General features: G+C 61.8%; 23 protein-coding genes. 13 read left to right on the top strand and 10 right to left on the bottom strand.

Features of this window, described 5'->3' with window-relative positions:
* Positions 1 to 105 precede the first annotated feature (105 nt).
* Genes ACZ9EJ_RS14580 through ACZ9EJ_RS14570 form a run of 3 tightly spaced genes read left to right on the top strand, consistent with a single transcriptional unit; the run spans position 106 to position 1349 of the window.
* Positions 106 to 972: a S49 family peptidase gene (locus ACZ9EJ_RS14580; RefSeq protein ID WP_046632825.1), complete on the top strand. Its 867-nt coding sequence runs from the start codon at positions 106 to 108 to the stop codon at positions 970 to 972.
* Positions 973 to 999: 27 nt separating this feature from the next.
* Positions 1000 to 1191 carry a hypothetical protein gene (locus ACZ9EJ_RS14575; RefSeq protein WP_046632823.1) on the top strand — a complete coding sequence of 64 codons (192 nt, stop codon included), beginning with the start codon at positions 1000 to 1002 and terminating at the stop codon, positions 1189 to 1191.
* A 5-nt stretch (positions 1192 to 1196) separates the two neighbouring features.
* Positions 1197 to 1349 (top strand): hypothetical protein, encoded by a 153-nt coding sequence (locus ACZ9EJ_RS14570; RefSeq protein ID WP_251089434.1) that lies wholly within the window; start codon positions 1197 to 1199, stop codon positions 1347 to 1349.
* Here ACZ9EJ_RS14570 and ACZ9EJ_RS14565 read toward each other — a convergent pair.
* On the bottom strand, positions 1346 to 1660 hold the full coding sequence (locus ACZ9EJ_RS14565; protein WP_046641101.1) for a type II toxin-antitoxin system RelE/ParE family toxin: 315 nt from the start codon (positions 1658 to 1660) through the stop codon (positions 1346 to 1348). The genes ACZ9EJ_RS14570 and ACZ9EJ_RS14565 overlap by 4 nt on opposite strands.
* The gene (locus tag ACZ9EJ_RS14560; RefSeq protein WP_046632820.1) at positions 1660 to 1944 is read right to left on the bottom strand and encodes a hypothetical protein; all 285 of its coding nucleotides are present in this window, start codon (positions 1942 to 1944) and stop codon (positions 1660 to 1662) included. Before ACZ9EJ_RS14560 ends, ACZ9EJ_RS14565 begins: the two co-directional genes overlap by 1 nt.
* Before the next feature lie 145 nt (positions 1945 to 2089).
* Between ACZ9EJ_RS14560 and ACZ9EJ_RS14555 the strand changes: the two genes are divergently transcribed.
* Positions 2090 to 3043 carry a glycine--tRNA ligase subunit alpha gene (locus tag ACZ9EJ_RS14555; RefSeq protein ID WP_046641131.1) on the top strand — a complete coding sequence of 318 codons (954 nt, stop codon included), beginning with the start codon at positions 2090 to 2092 and terminating at the stop codon, positions 3041 to 3043.
* Between the two features lie 30 nt (positions 3044 to 3073).
* Here the strand turns inward: ACZ9EJ_RS14555 and ACZ9EJ_RS14550 are convergent, their stop codons facing one another.
* Complete coding sequence (locus ACZ9EJ_RS14550) at positions 3074 to 3271, bottom strand: hypothetical protein (protein ID WP_007772448.1); 198 nt, start codon at positions 3269 to 3271, stop codon at positions 3074 to 3076.
* A gap of 200 nt (positions 3272 to 3471) precedes the next feature.
* Between ACZ9EJ_RS14550 and ACZ9EJ_RS14545 the strand changes: the two genes are divergently transcribed.
* The 4 genes from ACZ9EJ_RS14545 to glyS all read left to right on the top strand — a co-directional run bounded on the left by ACZ9EJ_RS14545 (position 3472) and on the right by glyS (position 9672).
* The gene (locus tag ACZ9EJ_RS14545) at positions 3472 to 4023 is read left to right on the top strand and encodes a LemA family protein (protein WP_046632817.1); all 552 of its coding nucleotides are present in this window, start codon (positions 3472 to 3474) and stop codon (positions 4021 to 4023) included.
* 89 nt (positions 4024 to 4112) lie between these two features.
* Positions 4113 to 5387 carry a 3-phosphoshikimate 1-carboxyvinyltransferase gene (locus ACZ9EJ_RS14540; RefSeq protein WP_251089486.1) on the top strand — a complete coding sequence of 425 codons (1275 nt, stop codon included), beginning with the start codon at positions 4113 to 4115 and terminating at the stop codon, positions 5385 to 5387.
* A gap of 45 nt (positions 5388 to 5432) precedes the next feature.
* On the top strand, positions 5433 to 7361 hold the full coding sequence (locus ACZ9EJ_RS14535; RefSeq protein ID WP_046641099.1) for a DUF2207 domain-containing protein: 1929 nt from the start codon (positions 5433 to 5435) through the stop codon (positions 7359 to 7361).
* 88 nt (positions 7362 to 7449) lie between these two features.
* Positions 7450 to 9672 carry a glycine--tRNA ligase subunit beta gene (glyS, locus tag ACZ9EJ_RS14530; protein WP_046641098.1) on the top strand — a complete coding sequence of 741 codons (2223 nt, stop codon included), beginning with the start codon at positions 7450 to 7452 and terminating at the stop codon, positions 9670 to 9672.
* 64 nt (positions 9673 to 9736) lie between these two features.
* On the opposite strand, the gene ACZ9EJ_RS14525 is transcribed toward glyS, so the two are convergent.
* The 4 genes from ACZ9EJ_RS14525 to ACZ9EJ_RS14510 all read right to left on the bottom strand — a co-directional run bounded on the left by ACZ9EJ_RS14525 (position 9737) and on the right by ACZ9EJ_RS14510 (position 14116).
* Positions 9737 to 11590, bottom strand: a complete 1854-nt coding sequence (locus ACZ9EJ_RS14525; protein WP_046641097.1) for a methyl-accepting chemotaxis protein — start codon at positions 11588 to 11590, stop codon at positions 9737 to 9739.
* A 279-nt stretch (positions 11591 to 11869) separates the two neighbouring features.
* A complete protein-coding gene (locus tag ACZ9EJ_RS14520) occupies positions 11870 to 12388 on the bottom strand; it encodes a plant virulence effector HPE1-like domain-containing protein (protein WP_046641096.1) in 519 nt (172 codons plus the stop codon).
* A gap of 100 nt (positions 12389 to 12488) precedes the next feature.
* Positions 12489 to 13760 carry a phosphoribosylamine--glycine ligase gene (gene purD, locus ACZ9EJ_RS14515; protein ID WP_046641095.1) on the bottom strand — a complete coding sequence of 424 codons (1272 nt, stop codon included), beginning with the start codon at positions 13758 to 13760 and terminating at the stop codon, positions 12489 to 12491.
* A gap of 146 nt (positions 13761 to 13906) precedes the next feature.
* Positions 13907 to 14116 (bottom strand): hypothetical protein, encoded by a 210-nt coding sequence (locus ACZ9EJ_RS14510; protein ID WP_046603414.1) that lies wholly within the window; start codon positions 14114 to 14116, stop codon positions 13907 to 13909.
* A gap of 226 nt (positions 14117 to 14342) precedes the next feature.
* On the opposite strand from ACZ9EJ_RS14510, the gene ACZ9EJ_RS14505 reads away from it, so the two are divergent.
* From ACZ9EJ_RS14505 to ubiA, 4 genes are all read left to right on the top strand, one after another.
* Positions 14343 to 16652 carry a Tex family protein gene (locus ACZ9EJ_RS14505; protein ID WP_046641094.1) on the top strand — a complete coding sequence of 770 codons (2310 nt, stop codon included), beginning with the start codon at positions 14343 to 14345 and terminating at the stop codon, positions 16650 to 16652.
* 169 nt (positions 16653 to 16821) lie between these two features.
* Positions 16822 to 18078: an SAM-dependent methyltransferase gene (locus ACZ9EJ_RS14500; RefSeq protein WP_046641093.1), complete on the top strand. Its 1257-nt coding sequence runs from the start codon at positions 16822 to 16824 to the stop codon at positions 18076 to 18078.
* 100 nt (positions 18079 to 18178) lie between these two features.
* On the top strand, positions 18179 to 18988 hold the full coding sequence (locus ACZ9EJ_RS14495) for a MipA/OmpV family protein (RefSeq protein ID WP_046641092.1): 810 nt from the start codon (positions 18179 to 18181) through the stop codon (positions 18986 to 18988).
* A 98-nt stretch (positions 18989 to 19086) separates the two neighbouring features.
* Positions 19087 to 20037, top strand: a complete 951-nt coding sequence (ubiA, locus tag ACZ9EJ_RS14490) for a 4-hydroxybenzoate octaprenyltransferase (RefSeq protein WP_046641091.1) — start codon at positions 19087 to 19089, stop codon at positions 20035 to 20037.
* 81 nt (positions 20038 to 20118) lie between these two features.
* Here ubiA and ACZ9EJ_RS14485 read toward each other — a convergent pair whose 3' ends face one another.
* Positions 20119 to 20685 (bottom strand): DUF6101 family protein, encoded by a 567-nt coding sequence (locus tag ACZ9EJ_RS14485; protein ID WP_037084360.1) that lies wholly within the window; start codon positions 20683 to 20685, stop codon positions 20119 to 20121.
* A 304-nt stretch (positions 20686 to 20989) separates the two neighbouring features.
* Here ACZ9EJ_RS14485 and ACZ9EJ_RS14480 point away from each other — a divergent pair, with 304 nt between their 5' ends.
* A complete protein-coding gene (locus ACZ9EJ_RS14480) occupies positions 20990 to 23581 on the top strand; it encodes a DUF1217 domain-containing protein (RefSeq protein ID WP_046641130.1) in 2592 nt (863 codons plus the stop codon).
* 16 nt (positions 23582 to 23597) lie between these two features.
* Here the strand turns inward: ACZ9EJ_RS14480 and ACZ9EJ_RS14475 are convergent, their stop codons facing one another.
* Positions 23598 to 23978 (bottom strand): winged helix-turn-helix domain-containing protein, encoded by a 381-nt coding sequence (locus ACZ9EJ_RS14475; RefSeq protein ID WP_046641090.1) that lies wholly within the window; start codon positions 23976 to 23978, stop codon positions 23598 to 23600.
* The gene (locus ACZ9EJ_RS14470; RefSeq protein ID WP_046641089.1) at positions 23975 to 25420 is read right to left on the bottom strand and encodes an FAD-binding oxidoreductase; all 1446 of its coding nucleotides are present in this window, start codon (positions 25418 to 25420) and stop codon (positions 23975 to 23977) included. The genes ACZ9EJ_RS14475 and ACZ9EJ_RS14470 overlap by 4 nt, the downstream gene beginning before the upstream one ends.
* Positions 25421 to 25429 lie beyond the last annotated feature (9 nt).

Raw genomic sequence — 25429 nt, 5'->3', positions numbered from 1 at the left:
CGCAACTGGAAAATGAAAACCCTGCTTTAAGTGGGGCAGCCATTGCGTTTGAAAATCCGTCACATACATGCTTTGGCAGAGCCGAACGCGACAGAAGGAAAAGAAATGGCTGGGTTTTTGCAGAGGTTGACGCCGAAAAGGTTCCGTAAGAAGGGGCTGACGATACCCGTCGTCCGGCTTCACGGTGCGATCATGGCCGGCGGCAGCCAGTTCAAGCCGAGCCTCAACCTCGCCGGCGTTGCGCCGATGCTCGAAAAGGCTTTCTCGAAGAAGGACGCGCCGGTCGTTGCTATCTCGCTCAATTCGCCGGGTGGCTCCCCTGTCCAGTCGCGCCTGATCTTCCAGCGCATCCGTTCGCTGGCGGAAGAAAAGGACAAGAAAGTCCTGGTCTTCGTCGAGGATGTCGCGGCCTCGGGCGGTTACATGATCGCGCTCGCCGGCGACGAGATCTTTGCCGACCCGACCTCGATCGTCGGGTCGATCGGCGTCGTTTCCGGTGGTTTCGGCTTCCCGGAACTGCTGCGCAAGATCGGCGTCGAGCGCCGCGTCTATACCGCCGGTGAAAACAAGGTGATCCTCGATCCCTTCCAGCCGGAAAAGGAAGGCGACATCGAATACCTGAAGGCCCTGCAGCTTGAAATCCACAATGTGTTCATCGAGATGGTCAAGATGCGCCGCGGCGAGCGGCTGGCCGATGACGCGACCATCTTTTCAGGCCTGTTCTGGAGCGGGTTGCGCGGCCTCGATCTCGGCCTGATCGACAGTCTTGGCGACATGCGCGAAGTCCTCAAGCGCCGTTATGGCAAGGATACGAAGCTGGAACTGATCGGCAGCGCCCGCACCCTGTTCGGCCGCCGCGTACCCGGCGTCGTTTTCGGTGAGGGGAAGGCCGGAGAAATCGCCGCAGGCGCGGTCACGGGACTTGCCGCGAGCCTGGAAGAAAAGGCAATGTGGAGCCGCTACGGCCTGTGAGGTCGCAAGAATAGCGCGAGAGGGGAAATGGCGCAGCTTATATTTCTGATCATCGTCATCGGCGGCGGCTGGATGCTCTACAAGAAGTTCATCAAGGACGCCCAACGACTGTCATCGCGCACCCGCCGGGAGGAAAAGGAGCGCCAGACCGGCGCAATCGGCACGCTGGAACGGGACCCGGCGACCGGGGAATACCGGGTGAAGCGGGACGAGGAGTAGAACTCATGCCCGATGAGAAGACGTCTGCCGTCGGGGAGGCCGATGCCGACGAAAGACGTGCGGCACTGGAAAGGATTCGCGCTTTCACGTGGGATTTGCCGGAAGGCTGGAAATTCGATCGCGAGGAAGCCAATAGCCGTGAGACGAATAGCGATTAAACCCGTTCCTTCACCCGCGATGCCCAATCGGAGCCCGCATAGCTTACGCAGAGAATGGAGACGGTCAGGTTTTGATCGTTCACGGTGAAGCAGACGACGGCTTTTTCTGAGGCCGGGATGGCGCGTAGACCGGGTAGAATGTCATCCCGGATGGTCCCGATTTTGGGGAAGTCTGTAAGGCGGGAGATGAACAGCGTGATCTCGTCTACCTTGGATTTGCCAATGGCAGTGCCGGCATAGGACGAAATGAAATCGGTAATGTCAAAGATATCGAGTTCGACGAGCGGGTGCTTGATGATCGTGTAGCTCATCAGCGGTTCTTATATTTCTCGTCCAGCCTTGCCTTGATGCGGTTAGCCATTTCGTCCCCATCCCAGGGCAACCACTGATCCCGCGGCAGTTCAGCGCGGCGGCGGATCTCGTCCTTCATGCCGATCAGCGGGTCGTCATGAGCGGAACTCTCCTCGTCCCGCAACAAACTATCGATGCCAGCCTCCAGCACCTTCTCGACGGACGGAAACTGGCCGTCCTCGACGAGCTTTTCGGCAAGCCGCAGGGAGCGCTCGGACAGGGTGAAGCTGTTCTTGACGTTCATGGTCTTTCTCCGGAAGAACGGACGAACCTTAACATGGATCCCGCCCTGCGCGCATAGCCGTAAGTTCTGCGAACGCATAAATCCTTGACCCGCGCCCCTGATGCGTGGCACTCGTCCGCATCCTCGAACCGACACAGATATGGCCATGACCGAGCTGCCCGACCACATGTCTCCGACCCGCTCCTTCCAGGGGCTGATCCTCGCGCTCCAGAATTACTGGGCCGACAAGGGTTGCGCGATCCTGCAGCCCTACGACATGGAAGTCGGTGCCGGTACCTTCCATCCGGCGACAACCCTGCGTGCGCTCGGCCCCAAGCCGTGGAAGGCCGCCTATGTGCAGCCGTCGCGTCGTCCGTCCGACGGTCGTTATGGTGAAAACCCCAACCGCCTGCAGCATTATTACCAGTTCCAGGTGATCCTGAAGCCGAACCCGCCGAACCTGCAGGAACTCTATCTCGGTTCGCTTGCGGCGATCGGCCTTGACCCGCTGCTGCACGACGTACGTTTCGTTGAGGACGACTGGGAAAGCCCGACGCTCGGCGCCTGGGGCCTCGGCTGGGAATGCTGGTGCGACGGCATGGAAGTCTCGCAGTTCACCTATTTCCAGCAGGTTTGCGGCATCGAATGCTCGCCGGTCGCCGGCGAGCTGACCTATGGTCTCGAACGCCTCGCCACCTATCTGCAGGGCGTCGACAGCATCTACGAGCTCAATTTCAACGGCCGCGAGGGCGAGGAAAAGATCTCCTATGGCGACGTCTTCCTGCAGGCCGAGCAGGAATATTCCCGCCACAACTTCGAATTCGCCGATACCGCCATGCTGCACCGGCACTTCATCGATGCGGAAAAGGAATGCCAGTCGCTGCTCGCAGCCGGCGCTCCGGGTGCGAACGCCAACCAGATGCTGCACAAATGCGTCTTCCCGGCCTATGACCAGTGCATCAAGGCGTCCCACGTCTTCAACCTGCTGGATGCCCGCGGGGTGATCTCGGTCACCGAACGCCAGAGCTACATCCTGCGTGTGCGCACGCTTGCAAAGGCCTGCGGCGAAGCCTTCTTGATGACCGATGCCGGTGGTGTGAATTTCGGCAAAGCCGCCTGATTTCGGACCTTGCCGCCTGCGGCGAACCGTTCAAACGGCTCCCGTCCATTGCGTGCCCAACTGCCAGACGGGCTTGAGGGTGGGATAGGCCCCGGTCGGAAGCTGCCCTGCATAGATCTGCAGAAACCGGCGTGTGCCGGCCGGTTCCGGCGGCTTCATCATCACGCCGTACTGAAAAAACAGCACGGCAAACGCCAGCACATTGGCGGTTCGCACCAAGGACGCCATGGCAATTCCATCCAGATTGTTTTGGGGTGGGGCCGAATCTTCGGAATCGCCCCTATTCTGCAAGAGAATCTAAGGTATCCACGCGGTCGAAACTTTGCTGTAAATCAAAACTGTTACCGCGAAAAATAATCGATGACTTCAACCACTTTTTTATACCAGGCCTCTACTGTCCCATCGCAACGGCAAGTCGGGAGACTCAGATGTACATTTTGATCGGCATAATTGTTCTCGCTGCACTCTACGTCGTCATGATCTACAACGGCCTCGTCAAAGCCCGGCAGATGGCGGAGGAGGCGTGGTCCGGCATCGACGTTCAGCTGAAGCGCCGCGCCGATCTGATCCCGAACCTCATCGAGACGGTGAAGGGATACGCCGCCCACGAAAAGGACACGTTCGAGGAAGTCGTCAAGCTGCGCAACCAGGCGCAAGCTGTGCCGGCAGGCGATGTCGCCGGTCGTGCCCAGGCGGAAGGCCTGCTCGGCCAGGCGCTCGGAAAGATCATCGCGCTTGCCGAGGCCTATCCGGACCTCAAGGCGAACCAGAACTTTTCCGAACTGCAGGAATCGCTCGAAACCATCGAAAGCGAGATCCAGATGTCGCGGCGGTACTACAACGGCGCTGCGCGCGACCTGAACGTCAAGGTCGAAAGCTTCCCGAACAACCTGGTCGCCGGCCAGTTCGGTTTCTCGAAGCGCGAGTATTTCGAGATCGAGAATGCGGCGGACCGGGCGGTCCCCACCGTCAAGTTCTGAAATCCGTCATTGGACCTTCGTGCCGCAACGGTTTAAGAGCGCGGTCGGCCGCCTTATTGCGGCATTCCATTTGGCGTTAAGAGACGAATATCATGGGCAGAGCCAAACTCACCATCCTGCCGCCGGGCAAGCCGCTTTCCGGACGCGCCATGCCGCCGGGTTCCAAGTCGATCACCAACCGCGCGCTGCTTCTGGCGGGCCTTGCCGAGGGCACCAGCCGGCTAACCGGCGCGCTGAGAAGCGACGATACGCGCTACATGGCCGACGCATTGCGGGCGATGGGCGTGGCGGTCGAACAACCGGACGAGACGACCTTCGTCGTGACGGGCAACGGCAGGCTTCTGCCCCCCTCCGCGCCGCTGTTCCTCGGCAATGCCGGCACCGCGACCCGATTCCTCACCGCCGCTGTCGCTTCTGTCGATGGCACCGTCGTCGTCGATGGTGACGAACACATGCGCAAGCGGCCGATCGGCCCGCTCGTGACTGCCCTGAAGTCACTCGGCATCGATGCCGAGGCGCCGACCGGCTGCCCGCCGGTCACCGTGCGCGGCAACGGCCATTTCGCATCGGGCCGCGTAGAAATCGACGCCGGTCTTTCCAGCCAATACGTCTCTGCGCTGCTGATGGCGGGGCCGCTTGTCAGCCGAGGCGCCAACGCCCCGTTGACGGTTGCGCTGGCCGGCGCGGAAATCGGCGCCCGCGGTTATGTGGACCTGACGCTCGCCGCCATGCAGGCCTTCGGCGCCAAGGTCGAGCAGATCGACGCCGCGACCTGGAAGGTCGAACCGACCGGTTACAAGGCCGCAGATTTTGTGATCGAGCCGGATGCCTCTGCTGCCACCTATCTCTGGGCTGCCGAAGTACTGACCGGCGGTGCCATCGATCTCGGCGTGCCTGCCACAGCCTTCACCCAGCCGGATGCCAAGGCCTACGAAGTGATCGCGCAGTTCCCGCACCTGCCGGCCGAAATCGATGGCTCGCAGATGCAGGATGCGGTGCCGACGCTCGCGGTGCTCGCCGCCTTCAACGAAACGCCGGTGCGTTTCACCGGCATCGCCAACCTGCGTGTTAAGGAATGCGACCGGGTGAGGGCACTCTCGCTCGGCCTCAATGCCATTCGCGAAGGCCTTGCGACCGAAGAGGGCGACGACCTGATCGTCGCCTCCGACCCGTCGCTTGCCGGCCAGACCTTATCCGCCGAAATCAACACGTTTGCCGACCACCGCATCGCCATGAGCTTCGCGCTGGCGGGGCTGATGATCGGCGGCATCACCATTCTCGATCCGGATTGCGTCGCCAAGACCTTCCCCAGCTACTGGGACGTCTTGGCCTCGCTCGGGGTTGAATACACGGACATAGTTTAAACGGAAAACCCGGATCGGCCCGTGCCGAAGAGGAGAAATGTCGTGATGCGGTGGTTCTCCGGCTTTGGTCTGGCTCTGCTTCTCTGCTTGTCGGCGGCGCTGCCCGCCGCGGCAGAGGAATATATCCGCTCCTATCATTCCGACATCCAGGTCGCCGACAACGGCGACCTGACGGTGACAGAGACGATCATTGCCAATGCGGAAGGCGACAAGATCAAGCGCGGCCTGTTTCGCGATTTCCCGCTGACGATGCAGGACGTCAACGGCCGCACCGTGCGCGTCGGTTTCGAGGTCGTTTCCGTCACCCGCGACGGCCAGGCCGAGCCCTTCCACACGGAAAGCGTCACCGGCGGCATCCGTATCTATTCCGGCGACAAGGACGTGTTTCTCCGGGATGGCGAGCACACTTTCGTCTTTACCTACAGGACCGACCGGCAGATCCGCTATTTCGGAGACCATGACGAACTCTACTGGAACGTCACCGGCAATGGCTGGGAATTCCGCATCGCCCAGGCCTCGGCGCGGGTGACCTTGCCGGGTGCTGCGCGGATAACCCAGACCGCCGCCTATACCGGCCCGCTCGGATCCACCGCCCGCAATGCCCGCATGCAGGCAAATGGCAATCAGGCGGCCTTTTCGACCACCCAGCCGCTCGGCATGCAGGAAGGCCTGACGATCGTCGCCGGCTTTCCCAAGGGGATCGTCGCTCCCCCTTCGAAAGAACAGGAAAGCGCCTGGTGGTGGCGCGACAATATCGGGACGATCATCTCGATCGTCGGCCTCGTCCTCGTCGTCGGTTATTATGCGCTTTTCTGGGGCCGCGTCGGCCGCGATCCGGATCGCGGCGTCGTCGTGCCGCGCTGGGATGCGCCGGAGGGCCTGTCGCCGGCCCTCGTCAACTACATCGACAACAAGGGCTTTTCCGGCGGCGGCTGGACGGCTTTCGCCGCAAGCGCGCTCGATCTGGCGGTCAAGGGTTACGTAACGCTGGAGGACCTCGCGGAGAAGATCGTCATCCGGCGCACGGACAAATCCGTGCCGCGGGACGTGCCGATCGGCCAGGCCTCGATCCTCGGTTCCATCGGTGCCAAGGGGCAGGCACTGGTGATCGACGAGGCACACGGCACCACTGTCCAGTCGATCGGAGCGAGCTTCCGCCAGGCGATCGAGAAGGAACATCGCGGCAAATATTACAACGGCAACAAGGGCTATGTGATCGGCGGCGTCGTCCTGAGCGTGCTGTCCATCGTGGCTCTGCTGGTGTTCGGCAATCTCGAACCGGACATGATCGCCATGCTGATCATCCCCGCGTTTTTCTCCGTGGTCTTCGGTTTCCTCGCTGTTGGTTTCGGTAAGGGCTTTCGCCGCGGCTCGTCGCTGATTTCGAAAATCGTCTCGGTCGTGATCCTTGGTTTTATCGGCCTGGTGGCCCTGTCGATCGGCTCGGCGGTGCTGGTGGCGATCATGTCGGAAATGACCGGCAACGAGCATTGGCCGATCCTGGTCTCGGTCGGCGGCATCGTGCTCGCCAACGTCATCTTCTTCTTCCTGATAGGTGCGCCCACACCGCTCGGCCGCAAGCTGATGGACGGCATCGAGGGCCTGCGCATCTACCTGACGCTTGCCGAAAAGGACCGCATGAACACGGCCGGCGCCCCCACCATGTCGCCGCAGCATTTCGAAAAGCTGCTGCCCTATGCGGTGGCGCTCGGCGTCGAGAAGCCGTGGAGCAACACATTCGAGACCTGGCTTGCGAGTGCCGTGGCAGGCGCTGCCGCCGGCGCCTATGCGCCCGGCTGGTATAGCGGCAATTACGGCTCCAATTTCGGCGATCGCATCGGCGGCTTCTCCTCCTCGATGGCCTCCACCATCGCCTCGACCATCCCCGCGCCAAAATCCTCCTCGTCCTCCTCGGGCTTCTCCGGCGGCTCGTCCGGTGGCGGGGGAGGTGGCGGCGGCGGAGGCGGCTGGTAAACACTTTCGCCAATCCGGCTGGTGACTTTTGGCGGCGGGCTTGCTAAGGCCACGCCCTGTTGAACAATCATCAAAAAGTTGATTATCGATGCCCGATCTGCTTCTCGAACTCCGCTCGGAGGAAATTCCCGCCCGCATGCAGCGCAAGGCGGCGGGAGACCTGAAAAAGCTCGTCACCGACGCGCTGGTGGAAGCGGGTCTGACCTATGAGGGTGCGCGCGAATACTGGACGCCGCGTCGCCTGACGCTCGATATCCGCGGCCTGACGGCCCGCTCGGCCGACCAGCGCGAGGAGCGCAAGGGCCCGCGCACCGATGCGCCGGAAGGCGCCATCGCCGGCTTTCTGCGCGGCGCAGGTCTGTCGTCGATCTCGGAAGCACAGGTTGTCAACGATCCGAAGAAGGGCGATTTCTACGTCGCCGTCATCTCCAAGCCCGGCCGTCCGGCGGAAGAGATCATTGCCGAGGTGATGCCCGGCATCATCCGCAATTTCCCCTGGCCGAAATCGATGCGCTGGGGTGCCGCTTCCATGCCGAAGGGTGCCCGTTTCGCCGGCATCGACGGCAAGGGCCCGGAAAGCCTGCGCTGGGTGCGCCCGCTGCAGTCGATCGTCTGCGTCTTCGGCCCGGAACATGACGAAACCCAGGTCATCCCCTTCGAGATCGACGGGCTGGTGGCCAGCAACATCACCTACGGCCACCGTTTTCACGCGCCCGACGCCATCACCGTCCGCCGCTTCGACGACTATGTGACCAGCCTTGAAAAGGCAAAGGTCATGCTCGATGCCGACCGCCGCAAGGACGTCATCCTGCACGACGCCCGCGACCTCGCCTTCGCCAACGGCCTCGATCTGGTCGAGGATGAAGGCCTGCTGGAAGAGGTCTCCGGCCTCGTCGAATGGCCGCACGTGCTGATGGGCGAGTTCGAGGAGGATTACCTCGAGATCCCCTCCGAAATCATCCGGCTGACCATCAAGACGAACCAGAAATGTTTCGTCACCCGCCCGCAGACCGGCGGCGAGGGCCTTTCCAATCGTTTCATCCTGATCTCGAACATCGAGGCCAAGGACGGCGGCAAGGAGATCATGCACGGCAACGGCAAGGTCGTGCGCGCCCGCCTCTCCGACGCCAAGCATTTCTGGACCCGCGACCAAGGCGACATGCCCGATCTGGATACGCTGAAGGATTCTGCTGCGAAGTTCGGCCTCGATCTGAAAAAGCCGCTCGACCAGCGCATGGCGAAGCTCGATGCGCTGAACGTGACGTTCCATGCCAAGCTCGGCACGCAGGGTGAGCGCGTCGCACGCATCCGCGCGTTGGCGAAGGAACTGGCAAAGGTCACTGGTGCTGATCCGGCCCTGGTCGATCGCGCTGCGGTGCTGGCCAAGGCGGACCTGCGCACCGAAGCTGTCGGCGAATTCCCGGAACTGCAGGGCCTGATGGGCCGCAAATATGCGATTCTGCAGGGTGAGGATGCCTCCGTTGCCGCTGCGATCGAGGATCACTGGAAGCCGAACGGCCCATCGGATCGATTGCCTGAGGAAAAGGTCGGGCTGACGGTCGCGCTTGCGGATAAGCTCGATACGCTGGTTGGCTTCTGGGCGATCGACGAAAAGCCGACGGGTTCGAAGGATCCGTTCGCGCTGCGCCGGGCTGCGCTCGGCGTTGTGCGTATCCTTCTGGAACGCAAGGTCAGGCTGCCACTCACCCAGGCTTTTATGTGGGCCTATTCTCCGAGCATCTACGGTACTGCTGCGAAAAGTCTCGATGAAGTAGCAGAACGAGCTTATAGCCCCGACCTCCTCTCCTTCTTCCACGACCGTCTCAAAGTCTATCTCCGCGACCAGGGCGCCCGCCACGACCTGATCGACGCCGTCCTCACGCCGGACGCCGACGACCTCCTGCTGATCGCCCGCCGCGTCGAGGCGCTGACGGCGTTCATCACCTCCGAAGACGGCAAGAACCTGCTCGCCGGCACCAAGCGTGCCGTGCAACTCCTTGCCGCCGAGGAGAAGAAGGGCACCGTCGTCGCCGATGGCGTTTCGGAAGAACTGCTGAAGCTCGATGCCGAAAAGGCGCTCTGGGCAGCCATCGTGGTCGCCTCGAAGGAAGCGTCCGACGCGGTGGCCAAGGAAGATTTCCGCTCGGCCATGGAAGCCCTGTCGAAGCTGCGCGCACCCGTCGACAAATTCTTCGAGGACGTGCTGGTCAACGACGAGGACACGGCGATCCGCGCCAACCGCCTGGCACTCCTGAAGGCCATCCGCGAAGCGACCGCGACGGTTGCGGATTTCTCCAAGATCAGCGGCTGACCTGAACAAAAAAACCGCCGGATCTTTCGACCCGGCGGTTCCCCGTCCCCCGACTAACTTTTGACTAGCTCGCGCGGCGCATCTTCTGGGCAACGCGGTTGAGGCTGCCGGCACCGGTATTGTGACCGCTATTCTGGCCTGCACTGATGCGGAAGCTGCTGATCAGGCTCAGCAATTCGTCCGTGTCGGCGGCAAGCGCTTCGGCCGAGGCGGTCGTTTCTTCCGCCATCGCCGCATTGTGCTGGGTGGCCGCGTCGAGCTGGTTCAGCGACGACGAGATCGAGCGCAGCGTCGTGTCCTGTTCTGAGGCCGAATGGGCGATCTTGCCGACGATGTCGCTCGCGGCCTTTACCTGGTTGGAAATCCGCTTCAGGGCTTCGCCCGCCTCGCCGACGAGGCGCACGCCGTTCTGCACCTGCCCGGAAGAACGCGAGATCTGATCCTTGATCTCCTTGGCGGCAGCGGCGGAGCGCTGGGCGAGTTCGCGGACTTCCTGGGCGACGACCGCGAAACCCTTGCCGGATTCACCGGCGCGGGCCGCCTCGACGCCGGCGTTCAGGGCCAGCAGGTTGGTCTGGAAGGCGATGTCGTCGATGACTCCGATGATCTTGGAGATCTCTTCCGACGAATGCTCGATGCCGCCCATCGCGTCGATCGCCTGGGCGACGATCTGGTCGGAACGGTTGGCCTCGGCGCTGACAGAGGTAACGCGCTGGGCGGCCTCATGGGCGCCTTCTGCGGTCTGCCGGACGGCGACGGTGAGTTCGTCGAGAGCCGCGGACGTCTCTTCGAGGTTTGCGGCCTGGCGTTCGGTACGCTGCGACAGTTCGCTGGAGGCGCGGCGGATCTCTTCCTTGGAGCCGCCGATGTCGATGCCCTTGGCATTGACCTTGCTCATCGCGGCTTCGAGATGAGCGAGCGCTTCGTTGAAGTTGTGGCGGAGCGTCTCGTAACGCGGTCCGAGATCGTTGCAGCGGATGGTGAGGTCGCCCTGGGCAAGCGCTTCGAGCGCTTCGCCGATGGTGGACACCACGCGGCTCTGCAGCGCGGCTTCCTTCTGCTGCATATCGAGGTTCTGCTGGCGCTCGCGGTCGAGTTCCGCCTTCTGTTTTTCCTCGCGATCGGCCATGGCGTGGCGTTCGCGGATCTTTTCCTGCAGCGCCTGGGTGGCTTGCGCCATCATGCCCACTTCGTTCGACATTTCCGTATGCGGGATCGCCGCTGTGACGTTTTCGTCGGCGACGGCCTGCAGGGCCGTGTGCACGGCGGCAAGCGGTTTGGTGATGTTGCGGATGACGAGGAAGGCGATGCCGAGTGCAAACAGGAAGGCGATCAAGCCGATGCCGAGCACTTCCAGGATCGTCTTGTTGATCTTGGCGTCGAGGTCGTCGGTGTAAACGCCCGTGCCGACAATGATCTGCCAAGGCTCGAAAGCGCGGGAATAGGCGGCCTTTTCAAAGACCTTGTCGGCCGGCATGCCGGGCTTTTCCCAGTAATAGATGGTGACGCCGCCGCCGGCACGGCCCTTGGCGACCATCTCTTCGCGGAACAGGTTGCCCATCTTGTCCGGCTGACCCTTCTGGTTCACGCCGATCAGTTTGGAATTATAATGGAACTGCGTCACGGTGTCGTAGTTCAGGCCGAAGAGGTAACCGGCCGGCTCGTATTTTATCCCTGCCACGGTTGCGTAAGCCAGTTTCTGGGCGTCCTCGCGCTTCAGCTCACCCGACTTTTCCCGGTCGTAGTAGGATTGCAGGATGGAAATGCCCGATTCCACCTGGGTGCGCAGCATTTCGTAGCGCTCAGCATAGATGGAGGCGATCGATGTGCGGATCTGATAGTAGGTGACGGCGCTAAAAGCCACCATGAGCACTGCCACCATGGCCAATAACTGGTGGGAAATCTTGAGATTCTTCATGTTTCGACTCACTTTCAGGCAGCCGAACTCTCCCGGAGGAGCCGGAGCGGGGCGAAGTTTTGGGGGGAGCGCGTCCTGCGCCGGTCACGTGCTTACATCGCACTATGACGGGAGAGTGATCTCGAACATTTGAATAAAAATTTAATTATCGGGGCCTTGACAGCCCCAAAAGCAAATATTTTGGGCAGTCTGGATTTGATGATGCGCAATTTGCGCGCATTCCGTGAAGGCGTGTTCCAAAAGCACTTTCTGCTATGTAAATATAATGATTTTCTAAAACTAGAACAGGTTGGTGCGCAGCTGGAACATGTCGAGGGCAAGCGGCTGCGGCGCGAGGGATGCTTCGGCAATTCCGACCGATGCCTCGCCGATTGTCTTCACGGCACTGGTCATGGCGTCGGTATCGATGCCGTCAGCCGGTGCTTCCGCGGCGACGATCTGCGTCTGGGTCGAGCCGTTGGTCGTCGGGTGAAGCTCGGCGATCGCCTTTTCCTCGGCCATCCATTTCGGCAGCTTGCTGAGATGGATCACCGGCGAGCCGCCGAGCCAGGCTTCGGTGCGCGCCAGCTTCTTCTCACCGTTGATCTCGATGATTTCCGTCTTCTGGGTGCCTACCGGCAGATCGGGGACCTTGTAGGCCGCTTCGTCCGATTCCGGTGCCACGGCGACCGGGCAGCCTGCGCAGGTCTTGGTGACGATACTGACGCCTGGCTGATGTGTGCCGTTGATCACCGTGATCGACGACGCGAAAGCGGAACCGCTTGCAAACACCAGAGCTGTAGCCAGAACGAGACGCATGACCGGGAATCCTTCTTGAGGTCCCGCATGATTACCGCCGCTTCGTTTCCATCCCGTCTGGATAATCGGTAAATTTTGAATGAACCGGCGTTTCCGGCACTCAGTTCTTTTCGCGCGCGACCGCCTGCCAGCCGATATCGCGGCGGCAGAAGCCGTTTTCCCATTCGACCTGGCCCACGAGTTCATAGGCGCGCGCCTGCGCATCCGCGACGCTCCCGGCGGTTGCCGTAACGTTCAGCACGCGGCCGCCGGTCGCGACGAGTTGGCCGTCCTTGAGAGCCGTCCCGGCGTGGAAGATCTTCCCGCCGACAGCATCCTCCGGCAGGTGGGCGATCGGGGTACCCTTGTCGTAGGCGCCCGGATAACCCTTGGAGGCCATCACCACGGTCAGCGCCACGTCGTCGCTCCACTCAGTGGAGACCTGGTCGAGGGTCTCGGTCGCTGCCGCATGCAGCAGGTCGAGCAGGTCGCTCTTCAGCCGCATCATCAGCACCTGGCATTCCGGATCTCCGAAGCGGACATTGTATTCGATCAGTTCCGGACCCTTGGCGGTAATCATCAACCCGGCGAAGAACACGCCAGTGAAGGGATGTCCGCTTTCGGCCATGCCGCGGATCGTCGGCTCGATGATCTCCTTCATGGTGCGCGCGACCATGTCGGGTGTCATTACCGGGGCAGGCGAATAGGCGCCCATCCCGCCGGTATTCGGGCCCGTATCGCCGTCGCCGACCCGCTTGTGGTCCTGGGCTGTCGCCAGCGCCAGCGCCGTCTTGCCGTCGGACAGGCAGAAGAAGCTCGCTTCCTCGCCATCCAGATAGGCTTCGACCACCACCTCGGCGCCGGCCGACCCGAAGGCGCCGTCGAAGCAGTCGTCGATCGCCGCAAGCGCCTCGTCGAGAACCATGGCGACGGTGACGCCCTTGCCGGCGGCAAGCCCGTCTGCCTTCACGACGATCGGCGCGCCCTGTTGCCTCACATAGGCCTTGGCCTCGGCCGCGTCGGTGAAGCGGCGATAGGCGCCGGTCGGGATGTCGTAGCGAGCGCAGAGGTCCTTGGTGAAACCCTTCGAGCCTTCGAGCTGGGCGGCGGCGGCAGACGGACCGAAGGTCGCAATGCCCTTGGCGCGGAGATGGTCCGCAAGCCCGGCCACGAGAGGCGCTTCCGGCCCGACGACGACAAGATCGATTGCGTTGTCGAGGCAGAAGGCCGCGACGGCGGCATGGTCGTCGATGTCGAGCGACACGAGTTCGGCATGATCGGCGATGCCGGGATTGCCGGGGGCGGCGTAGAGTTTGCCGAGTTTCGGAGACTGGGCGAGTTTCCAGGCGAGTGCGTGCTCGCGTCCACCCGAACCGATCAAGAGAACCTTCATGTCCTGCCCTCGCCTGCGCTGAAAACCTTGGCCTTGCGCGGCGGTTAAGGGGAGGGGAGGCAAAGGTCAAGGGCCAAGGCTTGGGTGGCCTCCCATCTTGTGGCCATCATGGCGTTTCGATGGGAGGCCGCTGCGTTCGATAAAGGTCAGAATTCACCGCGCCGATTTTTAGCGCCACGTCGTATGTCCAGTGTCGTCTGGAAGATCACCCTGTTCCGATAAGCAAGGAAAGGCACCGGTTCGTTCCGAAGGGACGCATCGTTCAGCTTCTGTTCGAGATAGGAAATGGCAGCCTCGAGCTCTTCATTGGCGACCGCCGTATCAAATGCCAGAATCCTGGCGGCGTTTTTGGGCATTCGTCTCTCCATTCGGCCGCATCATGCGGCGGCATGGGTTTTAGTTGCCTCTGGCCGGGGGCGAGAGTGCGTTGTTTTTTTCCACAGGGCCTTGGTTAGCGATCGGTCACCGCCTGTTTCGTTCCGGCACGGCTGGCTCCAAGCAAATTGTGGAACCGCCATTCGCCACGTTGCCTTGCCACAAACTTCGACTATGGTCGCGCCTCCCATTTGAACGAGGACGCCCATGGCCGCCGATCTCCGTTTCCTTGCCGCCGCGATTGCCGCGGAAATCAATGCCCGTCCCGAACAGGCCGCCGCCGCGATCGGGCTGATCGACGAGGGCGCCACCGTGCCGTTCATCGCGCGCTACCGCAAGGAAGTGACCGGGGGCCTGGACGACACGCAGCTTCGCAACCTGTCGGAGCGCCTGGTCTATCTGCGCGAGCTCGAAGCACGCCGTTCGACCATCGCTGATTCGATCAATTCGCAGGGCAAGATGACCGACGAGCTTGCCGCAAAGATCGGCAGGGCGACGACCAAGGCCGAGCTCGAAGACCTTTATCTCCCCTACAAGCCGAAGCGCCGCACCCGCGCCGAGATCGCCCGCGAGCGCGGCCTCGGACCCCTGGCCGAAGCGATCTGGGCCGACCGCAGCGCCGATCCGGCGAAATTGGCCGAGGCCTATATCAGGGATGAAGTCGCCGACGTGAAGACGGCGCTCGAAGGCGCCCGCGATATCGTCGCCGAAACGATCTCCGAAAACGCCGACCTGCTCGGCAAGCTGCGTCAGCATATGCGCAATGGCGCGACGCTGAAGGCCAAGGTTGTCGACGGCAAGCAGGAGGCCGGCGCAAAATTCTCCGACTACTTCGATCATTCCGAGCGCTGGTCGACGGCCCCCGGCCACCGTGCGCTTGCCATGCTGCGCGGCTGGAACGAGGAGTTCCTGACGCTGACGATCGAGGTGGATCAGGACGATCCGTCGCCGGTCAAACCCGCCCAGCGCATCATCGCTCTTGCCTTCGACATCCGTGACCGGGGCGCCGCCGACCGCTGGCTGATGGAAGCCGCCGGCTGGACCTGGCGGGTCAAGCTCTCGGTCTCGCTGTCGCTGGACCTGATGCGCGAACTGCGTGAGCGCGCCGAGGAGGAGGCGATCCACGTCTTCGCCCGCAATCTCAAGGATCTGCTGCTCGCCGCCCCCGCCGGGTCCCGCCCCACGATGGGGCTCGATCCGGGCATCCGCACCGGCGTCAAGGTGGCGATCGTCGATGCCACCGGCAAGTTGCTGGAAACCACCACCGTCTATCCGTTCCCGCCGAAAAACGATATCCGCGGTACCCAGGCCGAGCTCGCCGCGCTCCTCCGCAAGCACAATGTCGAGCTGATCGCCATCGGCAACGGCACCGGCAGCCGCGAGACGGAAAAGCTGGTCGCCGACATGCTGGCGAACATGCCGGCGCTTGCCTCGGGAGCGAAGCCGACCAAGGTCATCGTTTCGGAAGCCGGCGCTTCGGTCTATTCGGCATCGGAAACAGCCGCTCTCGAATTCCCCGGCCTCGACGTATCGTTGCGCGGCGCCGTCTCCATCGCCCGCCGCCTCCAGGATCCGCTGGCGGAACTGGTCAAGATCGAACCGAAGTCGATCGGCGTCGGCCAATACCAGCACGATGTCGACCAGGGAAAACTCTCCCGCTCCCTGGATGCGGTGGTCGAAGACGCGGTGAACGCGGTCGGGGTTGATCTCAACATGGCGTCTGCGCCGCTGCTTGCCCGCGTTTCCGGCCTCAGCCGCTCGATTGCCGAGGCGATCGTCGCCCATCGCGACCAGAACGGCGCTTTTTCGAGCCGCAAGGACCTCCTGAAGGTCGCCCGCCTCGGCAACCGCACCTTCGAGCAGGCCGCCGGCTTCCTGCGCATCCCGAACGGCAAGGAGCCGCTCGACGCCTCCGCCGTCCACCCGGAAGCCTATGGCGTCGCCAAGAAGATCGTCGCCGCCTGTGGCCGTGACCTGCGCTCGCTGATGGGGGACAGCGCCGCGCTCAAGGCGCTCGACCCGAAAAGGTTCATTGACGAGACCTTCGGCCTGCCGACCGTCAAGGACATCATCGCCGAACTGGAAAAGCCCGGCCGCGACCCGCGCCCGAGCTTCAAGACGGCCACCTTTGCCGAAGGCGTGGACGAGATCACCGACCTGAAGCCGGGCATGATGCTCGAAGGCACCGTCACCAATGTCGCCGCCTTCGGCGCTTTCGTCGATATCGGCGTGCACCAGGACGGGCTGGTCCATGTCTCGCAGCTCGCGGACCGCTTCATCAAGGATCCGCATGAGGTGGTAAAGGCCGGCGACGTGGTCAAGGTCCGCGTCGTCGAGGTCGATGTGAAGCGCAAGAGGATAGCGTTAACCATGCGCAAGGACGGCGGCGAGGCGGCACCCGCTCCGCGCGGCGACCGCGACGTCCGGCCGGTCAACCCGAAAATGATGAAAACCGAAAAGCCTTCATCTCAAGGTGCTTTCGGTGCGGCACTCGCAGAAGCTTTAAAAAGGAAGTAAATTTCGCAGGCTTCCGAAAATCTCAATCACAGCGTGCGGGCCGTCAGCCAAGGGTTTGACGGCCTGTTTTTTTATGTCATTTTCATGGCCGCAATGTGCTTGAAAGTCGCAGAGAAGCGACTAGATTTTGGATTAGTAAGGCATCCTTAGTATTATTGGAGGTGGGTCCGTGGCCTCGTCCCTTCACAGTCTTCTCAGCAAAATCATCAAGACCGGAACTTTGATTGTACGCGGCTCGGACGGCGAGCAGCGTTATGGCGGCGGCGGTGGGCGCTCCGTTTCGATACGCTTTACCGACGAAGCCGCCGAACGCGAACTGGTGGCCGATCCTCCCTTGAAGCTCGGAGAGCTTTACATGGATGGCCGTCTCGTCATCGATGACGGCGACATCTACGAGTTCCTGGCGCTTATCAAGGACAATACCCTCAGTGAAGGCCTGACCTTCGGCATGATCTGGCGCGGCATTGTCCGCGTGCTGGTTTCCCAGTTCCGCAACCGCGTGCCGATTAATCATAACCGGCGCAACGTCGCTCATCATTACGATCTCGACGAAAGGCTGTTCTCGCTCTTCCTCGACGAAGACTGGCAATATTCCTGCGCCTATTTCAATCCGCCGGGCATTTCGCTCGACGAGGCCCAGATCGCCAAGAAGCGCCATATCGTCGCCAAGCTCCTGGCCGAGCCCGGACAGAAGGCGCTGGAGATCGGCTCCGGCTGGGGCGGCATGGCCATGTATCTGTCGGAGTCTTCCGGCGTCGACGTGACCGGCATCACACTATCGACCGCACAGCTCAAGATTTCGAGCGAGCGTGCCGCCAAGCGCGGGCTCGCCAACAGTGTCCGCTTCGAACTGCAGGACTATTATTACCTGCCGCCGGACAAGCGCTACGACCGCGTCGTTTCCGTCGGCATGTTCGAGCATGTCGGCCGGCTGAACTATCAAAAGTTCTTCGACAAGGTGAACGACGTGCTCGCCGATGACGGCGTCATGGTGCTGCATTCGATCGGCCAGCCCTATCCGGCCCTGATCAACAATCCCTGGATCGAGAAATATATCTTCCCGGGGGGGTATATCCCGGCAATCTCGGAAGTGATGCCGTCGATCGAGAAGGCGGGGCTGCTGGTCTCCGATATCGAGATCCTGCCGATGCATTATGCCCACACATTGCGCCACTGGCGCGAGCGCTTCATCGCCAACAAGGACAAGGCGATAGCGCTTTACGACGAGCGTTTCGTGCGCATGTGGGAGTTCTATCTGGCCGGTTCGGAAATGGCCTTCACCCACGAAAGCTTCTTCATCTTCCAGATGCAGATCGTCAAGAAACGCACGGCCGTTCCGGACAACCGCGATTACATCTACGAGCGCGAGGCTGAACTCCGGGCCTTCGAAAAAAGCCGCATCCCGCTCGACAAGGTCGCGGTGTGATCTTCCGCTTGGTTAACAAGCTGGCAATGGAAATGGGATAATAGAACAGAAATCCCCCGTGGGATCTCTGTTCTGTTTTGCGTTTTCGGGATCCGTTGCCATGTCCTTGCCTCTTCGGGCTGCTCTTTTCATTTCCGTTTTTTCGATTGTTTCTTCCGGCAGCGCCAAGGCCCAGGAAGGTTTCTGGTCAGGCGACTGGTACCTGACGCTCGGCGGCGCCGGCTTCGTCGCACCGAAATTCGAGGGCGACAATGGTCGCAGCCTGCAGTTCTCGCCGATCATCTCGCTCGGCCGCCAGAACAGCAAACAGGCACGTTTCTCCTCTCGCAACGACAGCATCTCCTTTGCGTTGATCGATCAGGGCTCGATCCGCGCCGGCGTGGCGGCCAAGCTGATCATGCCGCGCGACGATGATACGTCCGACGACCTGAGGGGCCTGAAGAAGGTCAAGCTGGGCGGCGAACTCGGCGGCTTCATCGATATCTATCCGACCGACTGGATTCGCGCCCGTGCCGAAATCCGCCAGGGCATCCGCAGCCATGATGGCGTCGTCGCCGATGTCTCGGTCGATGCTTTCACCGATCTTCAGCCGGATCTCAGGCTTTCCGGCGGTCCGCGCGCGACCTGGGCAAGCAACGGCTACAACGACGCCTATTACAAGGTGACTCCGAGCCAGTCGGCGGCATCGGGTCTTTCCGCCTACGATCCGGGCAGCGGCCTGCATTCGGTGGGCGTCGGTGCGGCGCTGACCTGGAAGGCGACCGAGAAACTCGAACTCACCTCGTTTGCCGAATACAAGCGGCTGACCGGCGATGTCGCCGACAGCAGCCTGGTGCGCGAGCGCGGCTCCAAAAACCAGCTGATGTTCGGCGTTTCGGCCAGCTACAAATTCGGCTTCTCGCTTCCCTAAGGCGTGGATCTTCCACGGCCTAAGGCGTGGCTCTCCCACGCCGGAAGGCGACAAAGCGCCCGCTTGACCGTGGTGTTCGGCCGGCGCTAGAACCGGCCATGACGAACGCCGACGATTTCAGCGGCCGCGTGGCCGACGCTCCATCCGACAATTGGGTCTACCGCGTCCTGCCGCGGCCGGCCTGGCCCTATGCGCAGCTTGCAAGGTGGGATCGGCCGATCGGCTGGCAGCTTCTGATGTGGCCGTGTTTCTGGTCCGCGGCGATGGCGGCGAACGCCGCCAGGGAGGAGGGCGCGTTTTCCCTGGGCCTCCTCATTTTCCACCTCGTGCTGTTCTTCCTGGGGGCGGTCGCCATGCGCGGTGCCGGCTGCACCTATAACGATCTGGTCGACCATGACATCGACATGGAAGTGGCGCGCACACGCTCGCGGCCGCTGCCCTCCGGTCGCGTCTCCCGCTTCGAGGCCAAGGTCTTCATCGCCGTGCAGGCGCTGGTCGGCCTCCTCGTGCTTCTCCAGTTCAACGCCTTCACCATTCTGCTCGGTATTTTGTCCCTCGCCGTGGTGGCGATCTATCCGTTCGCCAAGCGGTTTACCGATTGGCCGCAATTTTTCCTCGGTCTCGCCTTCTCCTGGGGCGCGCTGATGGGCTGGGCCGCAACGTTCGGCAGCCTCTCATTCGCGGCCCTCTGGCTCTACCTCGCCGCCATCGCCTGGACGATCGGATACGACACGATCTATGCCCATCAGGACAAGGAGGACGACGAACTGATCGGGGTACGCTCGACCGCGCGTCTGTTCGGCGACAATACCAAGCCCTGGCTGATCGGCCTTTACGGCCTGACGCTCGTCTTCCTGCTGCTCGCTTTCGGATCGGCCGGCGTCGGGTTCCTTGCCTATCTCGGCCTTTTCGCCGCGGCACTGATGTTCGGCTGGCAGGTTCTGGTCCTCGATATCGACAATGCCGACCAGTGCCTGAGGCTTTTCAAGTCCAACAACCGCGTCGGCGCGATCCTGTTTGCCGGTCTCCTCCTGTCGCTCGCCCTTTAACGGAAAAAGCCCGACCGGTTGACGGTCGGGCTCCCTCCAATGTTATCGCGAGAGGTGGTGGACAAAGGGACAAGCAAAGCCCTACCGACGCGCGATAATCTCCTTGCCTTCGATCTTCATCGTCACGCCGAGGCTACCGGTGGTGCGGCGGACCAGGAAGCGCGGACGGCGCGCCGCGAAATAGGAATGACGGCGGCGCTGCCTGACGGCATTGGTGCGCACGTCGCCGATATGGTTTTCCAGCGGCCGGGCGATGCCGTCGGCTTCCACCATCAGCATTGGAATGCGATAGGCGTCCGACCAGCTCCGCCAGTCGGCGGCGATGTCGCAGAGGTCGTGGGCGACGAGCAGCGGGATGCACAGATCCGGGTCGTCGTGATGCAGTTCGAGCGTGACCGTCACTTCGCCGTCGCCGTGGTCTATGGCGCGGGCCGCAACCCCTTTGAAGGCGCGGGCGGGCAGGGCGAAGGAGAGCGGCAGGCCGCTTGCGGGGAGGATTTTACGCAGCACGGCGCCGCGTTCGTCGATGGTGATGGAGACATCTCCTGATGTCTCGCGCAGCGCATAGGTAACCTGCTGCGGGAAACGAGACGGATCGAGCCTGAATGTCGACCCTGCCCAGACGGGCTTCAGAACAGTGTTGGTCATCGATATGCTACCCTTGTTTTACCTGAGAGCCGTTGCCGGTTTCTCTGCGGGACTTTTGTCCTCTGATAGCCAAAGCATAGGGCGGGCCATGTTCGAGACTGCTTAAAAATAGCGGTTAAAGAAGCCTTGCCTGCCTGGATGGTTAGCGAAAGGGCACGCTTTTGGGTTTCCGGAAGGTGAATCGCGGCATTCCTGTGCGGGCCTGGGACAACCCCGGCATGGCGCTGGAACGCCTAGAAAAGCCCCGGGCAAGGCTAGTTCGCAATGATTGCGACAGCATCATTCCGACTCGTGGGGCCTTTCCGTGGTATCGACCTATCTCACCTTCGATCTTGTCAATCGCGACATGCAGAAAAGCCTCAAGACGATCGCCGGGCAGACGATGGTCGTCAACGATGCGAAGTACTACCAGGAAAATATCGGCAAGATAAAAACGGTCGATGAGTTCCTCGACAACTATCGTCTCTATTCCTATGCGATGCAGGCCCACGGCCTGGACGACATGATCTATGCCAAGGCGTTCATGAAGCAGGTGCTGGAAAGCGATCTCAGCGACGACAACAGCTTCGCGAACCGCCTGACCGACGATCGATATCAGAATATCGCTGCAGCCTTCAATTTCGGCGTTTCCAACGGAGAAGGGGCCGCCGCCCAGTCCAATGGGCAGATGGAGGAACTCTTCGATACCTATGACCAGACGATCGCCGCCCAGAACGATACGCTCGAGGCCGACACCCGCTATTTCAAGGTGATGCTGGGCGAGGCCGGCCATATCACCAATGTCGATCAGCTGCTGGCCAATCCGAGGCTCCGCGACTATCTGTTCACTGCCTATGGCATCGATACGAAATACTACAATTACAATGCGATCCGCGGCGTGCTGGTGAGCGATCCGGCCGACCCGACCAGCTTCTACAATACCGCCTACGGCAATACCCTCAACCAGTATAATGCGGTGAAAACCGAGGACAGCGAGCTTGCCGAGCGGCTGAGCCTCAGTACAGGCATTCCTGCTCTGCAGGACTCGATCACGCTTGGCCAGCAGAAGAAGACCGATCTCGAAACACAGATCGCCGCCAAGCAGGCTGAATTGCCCGGCAGCAACGATCCCGCGGCAATCCAGTCCCAGATCGACGCCATGCAGGTGGAGTTGACAAAAACGGTAGAGGCGATCCAGAGGGACCAGACCACCCTCGCCACATCGCAGACACGCTATACCGAGCTGGATGGCAGGCTGGTGCCGCTCGCCCAAACGGCCGAGCGGCGCGCTGAGCTTGCAAAACTTATCGCCGCCGGAGCGTCCGATGCGCCCTATCTCGGCTTGATGAAATCGCTTGCCGAGGATTTCAAGTTCAATGCGGACGGCTCGGTGCCGGCAGGCGGCGCGGTCACTCCCGAAAAGCTGCTGGAGATTGTCGGCGGTTTCTTCAACAAGCAGACCCGTCTCACGCATGCCGAGGCGATGTTCAACCAGGAACTCTTCGAGCAGGAGCTCAAGACGGCGGACAATGTCAGCGACTTCATAGACGACCCGCGACTTCTCAAATATATCAGGGTCGCCTTCAATCTCGACAAGGCCACGGTCGTGAAATCGACGATCGAACAGATCCTGACGAGCGACCTCTCCGATCCGGACAGCTATGCGAACCGCTTTGGGGATACCAATCCGGAATATCTGGAGCTGGCGAAGGCCTTCAATTTCAATACCGATGGCACCGTCGCCGCCGGCCAGGCCCAGGACGAATTGCAGACCAGCTCCACCCGCAGCAACTATATGAGCCGCTGGGACGACAAGCAGGAAGCGGATCTCGAGAAGGCCATCAAGTTCTACAAGCTCGACCTGACGGCCGTGAAGACGCTTGACGATTTCATGAGCAAGGAGGCCGAAGACTCCTTGGTTTTCGCGCTGGAAGCGGTCGGGCTAGATCCGGCGACCGTTTCGAAACTGACGATCAAAAATGCCCTGAAAAGCGACCTTTCCGATCCGAACAGCTATATCTACAAGCTGAACGATGAGCGCTTCGTCTCGCTTGCCAAGTTCTTCAACTTCGACACCAAAGGGGGCGTCACGCGGCAGGTGCTGCTCCAGTCAAATGCCACGATCACCAATGTCGCCAAGGACTATATCCTGCGCCAAAGCCGGTTCATGGAAGGTGACGAACTCAAGGCGGCCAGGGCGAAAGCCCAGACCGAGGCGAAATATTATACCGACGCGATGCAGCGTATCGGCAGCCGCGACGAGCTGCTCGCCGACCGCAAGACGCTGGACATCCTGCTGATCTCCAAGGGGATAGACCCTTCCACAGTCACCAACGACTTCTTGAAGGAGGCTTTCAACTCGGATCCCGCCGATCCCAATAGCTTCGTGAATACCCAGACGGACAAGCGGTTTGCGCAGATCGTCGGAACATTCAATTTCGATTCCAAGGGCGAGATCGACCGCAGCTCGGCAGGCGAGGCCCAGAACGGCGGCGAGGTTGTCGCGACCCAGGATCTTTACGTCCGCCAGATGCTCGAAACCCAGCAGGGCGAGGAAAATCCGGGTGTTCGGTTGGCGCTGTATTTCGAGCGCATGTCCGACAGCATCACCGATCCTTACGTGATCCTCGGCGACGAGGCGCTGATGGAATTCTTCCGCGTCACCTACAGCCTGCCCGCCGAAATCGGCAATATGGATGTCGACCGGCAGGCCAAGATAGTGGAGAGCAAGCTCGATCTCGAAGATCTTGCCGATCCGGAAAAGGTGAGGAAACTGGTGCAGCGCTTCACGATCATGTACGATCTGGAGAACAGCGTGAACACGGCATCGGCGGTCAGCATCATGAGCGGCGGCGGCGGTTCGGCCGGCATCAGCTCGGATACCCTGTGGGCATTGTCCCAGATCAGGATGAGCTGAGAGCGAACCGGTCTCCTCAGGCGTCGTCGTTCTTGTCGGCCGTTTCAAAGCGCGGATCGGCGTTCGATTCGATCCAGTCGAGATCTGCCCGCATTGCCTCTCGGCTCGCCTTTTCCATCCTCCGGTAGCGGGACAACAGTTCCTGGCCGAATTCGGTCAGGCCCGCACCCCCGCCGCTTTTCCCGCCATGGCGGGTAAAGATCGACGGCTCCTTGAACATCCGGTTGATTTCGTCGCCCAGCAGCCATGCCCGCCGGTAGGACATGCCGATCGAGGCGCCTGCCGCCCGGATCGAGCCATGCTGGGCGATCAGTTCCAGAAGCTGCGCCTTGCCGGGACCGAGCCGCACGCCGTTGTCGAGGTCGATCCGGATCGTGGTCTTTGACGGCTGGCTCATGCAATGGCCACTACCTTGCCGGGGTTCATGATGCCCGCCGGATCGAACGCCTGTTTGATGCGCCGCATCAGGTCCATCTCGATCGGCGAGCGGATCTGGGCAAGCTCGTCGCGCTTCAACTGGCCGATGCCGTGTTCGGCCGAAATCGACCCGCCGGCGGCGAGCACGATGCCGTGGACGATCGCGTTGATTTCCCGCCAGCGGCCGATGAAGGCCGCCTTGTCGGCGGCCATGTCGGCGCTGATCGGCTGCGAGATATTGTAGTGGATGTTGCCGTCGCCGAGATGGCCGAAGGCGCAGACCCGGGCGCCCGGCATGGCTGCCAGCACCGCCTGCTCGGCTTCTGCCATGAAGCTCGGGATTTTCGAGACGGGCACCGACACGTCGTGCTTGATCGACCCTCCCTCCGGCTTCTGGGCGTCGGACATGCTTTCGCGCATGTGCCAGAGTGCCTTCTGCTGGGCGACAGAGGAGGCGATCACGGCGTCGCGGATCAGGCCCGCCTCGAAACCCTGTTCGAGCAGCGACTGCACCATGGAACTGGCGGTCTCGGCGGAATCCGAAGTCGAGATGTCGATCAGCGCGTACCACGGATGCGGCTCGGAGAGCGGATCGCGCACGCCGTCTATATGCCGGGTCACGAACTCGATGCCGATGCGCGGCATCAGCTCGAAACCGGTGAGCGCCGTGCCGCAGAGGTTCGAGGCCCGCTCGAAGAGTTTCAGTGCATCCTCAGGCGAATTGATGCCTGCAAGTGCCACCTGGTGCCCGACGGGCTGCGGAAAGAGTTTCAGCACAGCCCCAGTGATGATCCCGAGCGTGCCTTCCGCGCCGATGAACAGGTCGCGCAGGTCGTAGCCGGTATTGTCCTTCTTGAGCTGGCGCAGGCCATTCCAGATCTCGCCTGTCGGCAGCACCACTTCGAGCCCGAGGCAGAGCTGACGGGTATTGCCATAGGCGAGCACGGCGGTGCCGCCGGCATTGGTGGAAAGGTTGCCACCGATGCGGCAGGACCCTTCCGAGCCGAGCGACAGCGGAAACAGCCGGTCGACGGCTTCCGCCGCCTTCTGGACGTCGGCGAGGATGGCGCCGGCATCGGCGACCAGCACGTTTGCGACCGGATCGACGTCTCGGATGCGGTTCATCCGTTCGAGCGACACGATCAAGTCGCTGCCGCCGGTGCGCGGGGTCTGTCCCCCAACGAGGCCGGTATTGCCGGTCTGCGGCACGATCGGCGTGCCGGTCTCGCTTGCAAGCTTCAGGATCGCGGAGACTTCCTCGACCGAACCCGGCTTCAGGAGCATAGGCGAAGAACCTTTGTAGAGCCCGCGGCCCTCGACGAGATGCGGCGCAAGATCGTTCGCGCCGCGCAGGACGTGGTTCTCGCCGACGATCGCCGCGAAGCGGTCGAGAAGTTCTGGTTTCGGCCCTGGAATGTCCATCAGCGTCTC

It is taken from the genome of Neorhizobium sp. USDA 3394 (genome assembly GCF_056280385.1).
Note: the sequence above shows the minus strand (reverse complement) of the source record. Positions and strands in the feature narration are given on the sequence as shown.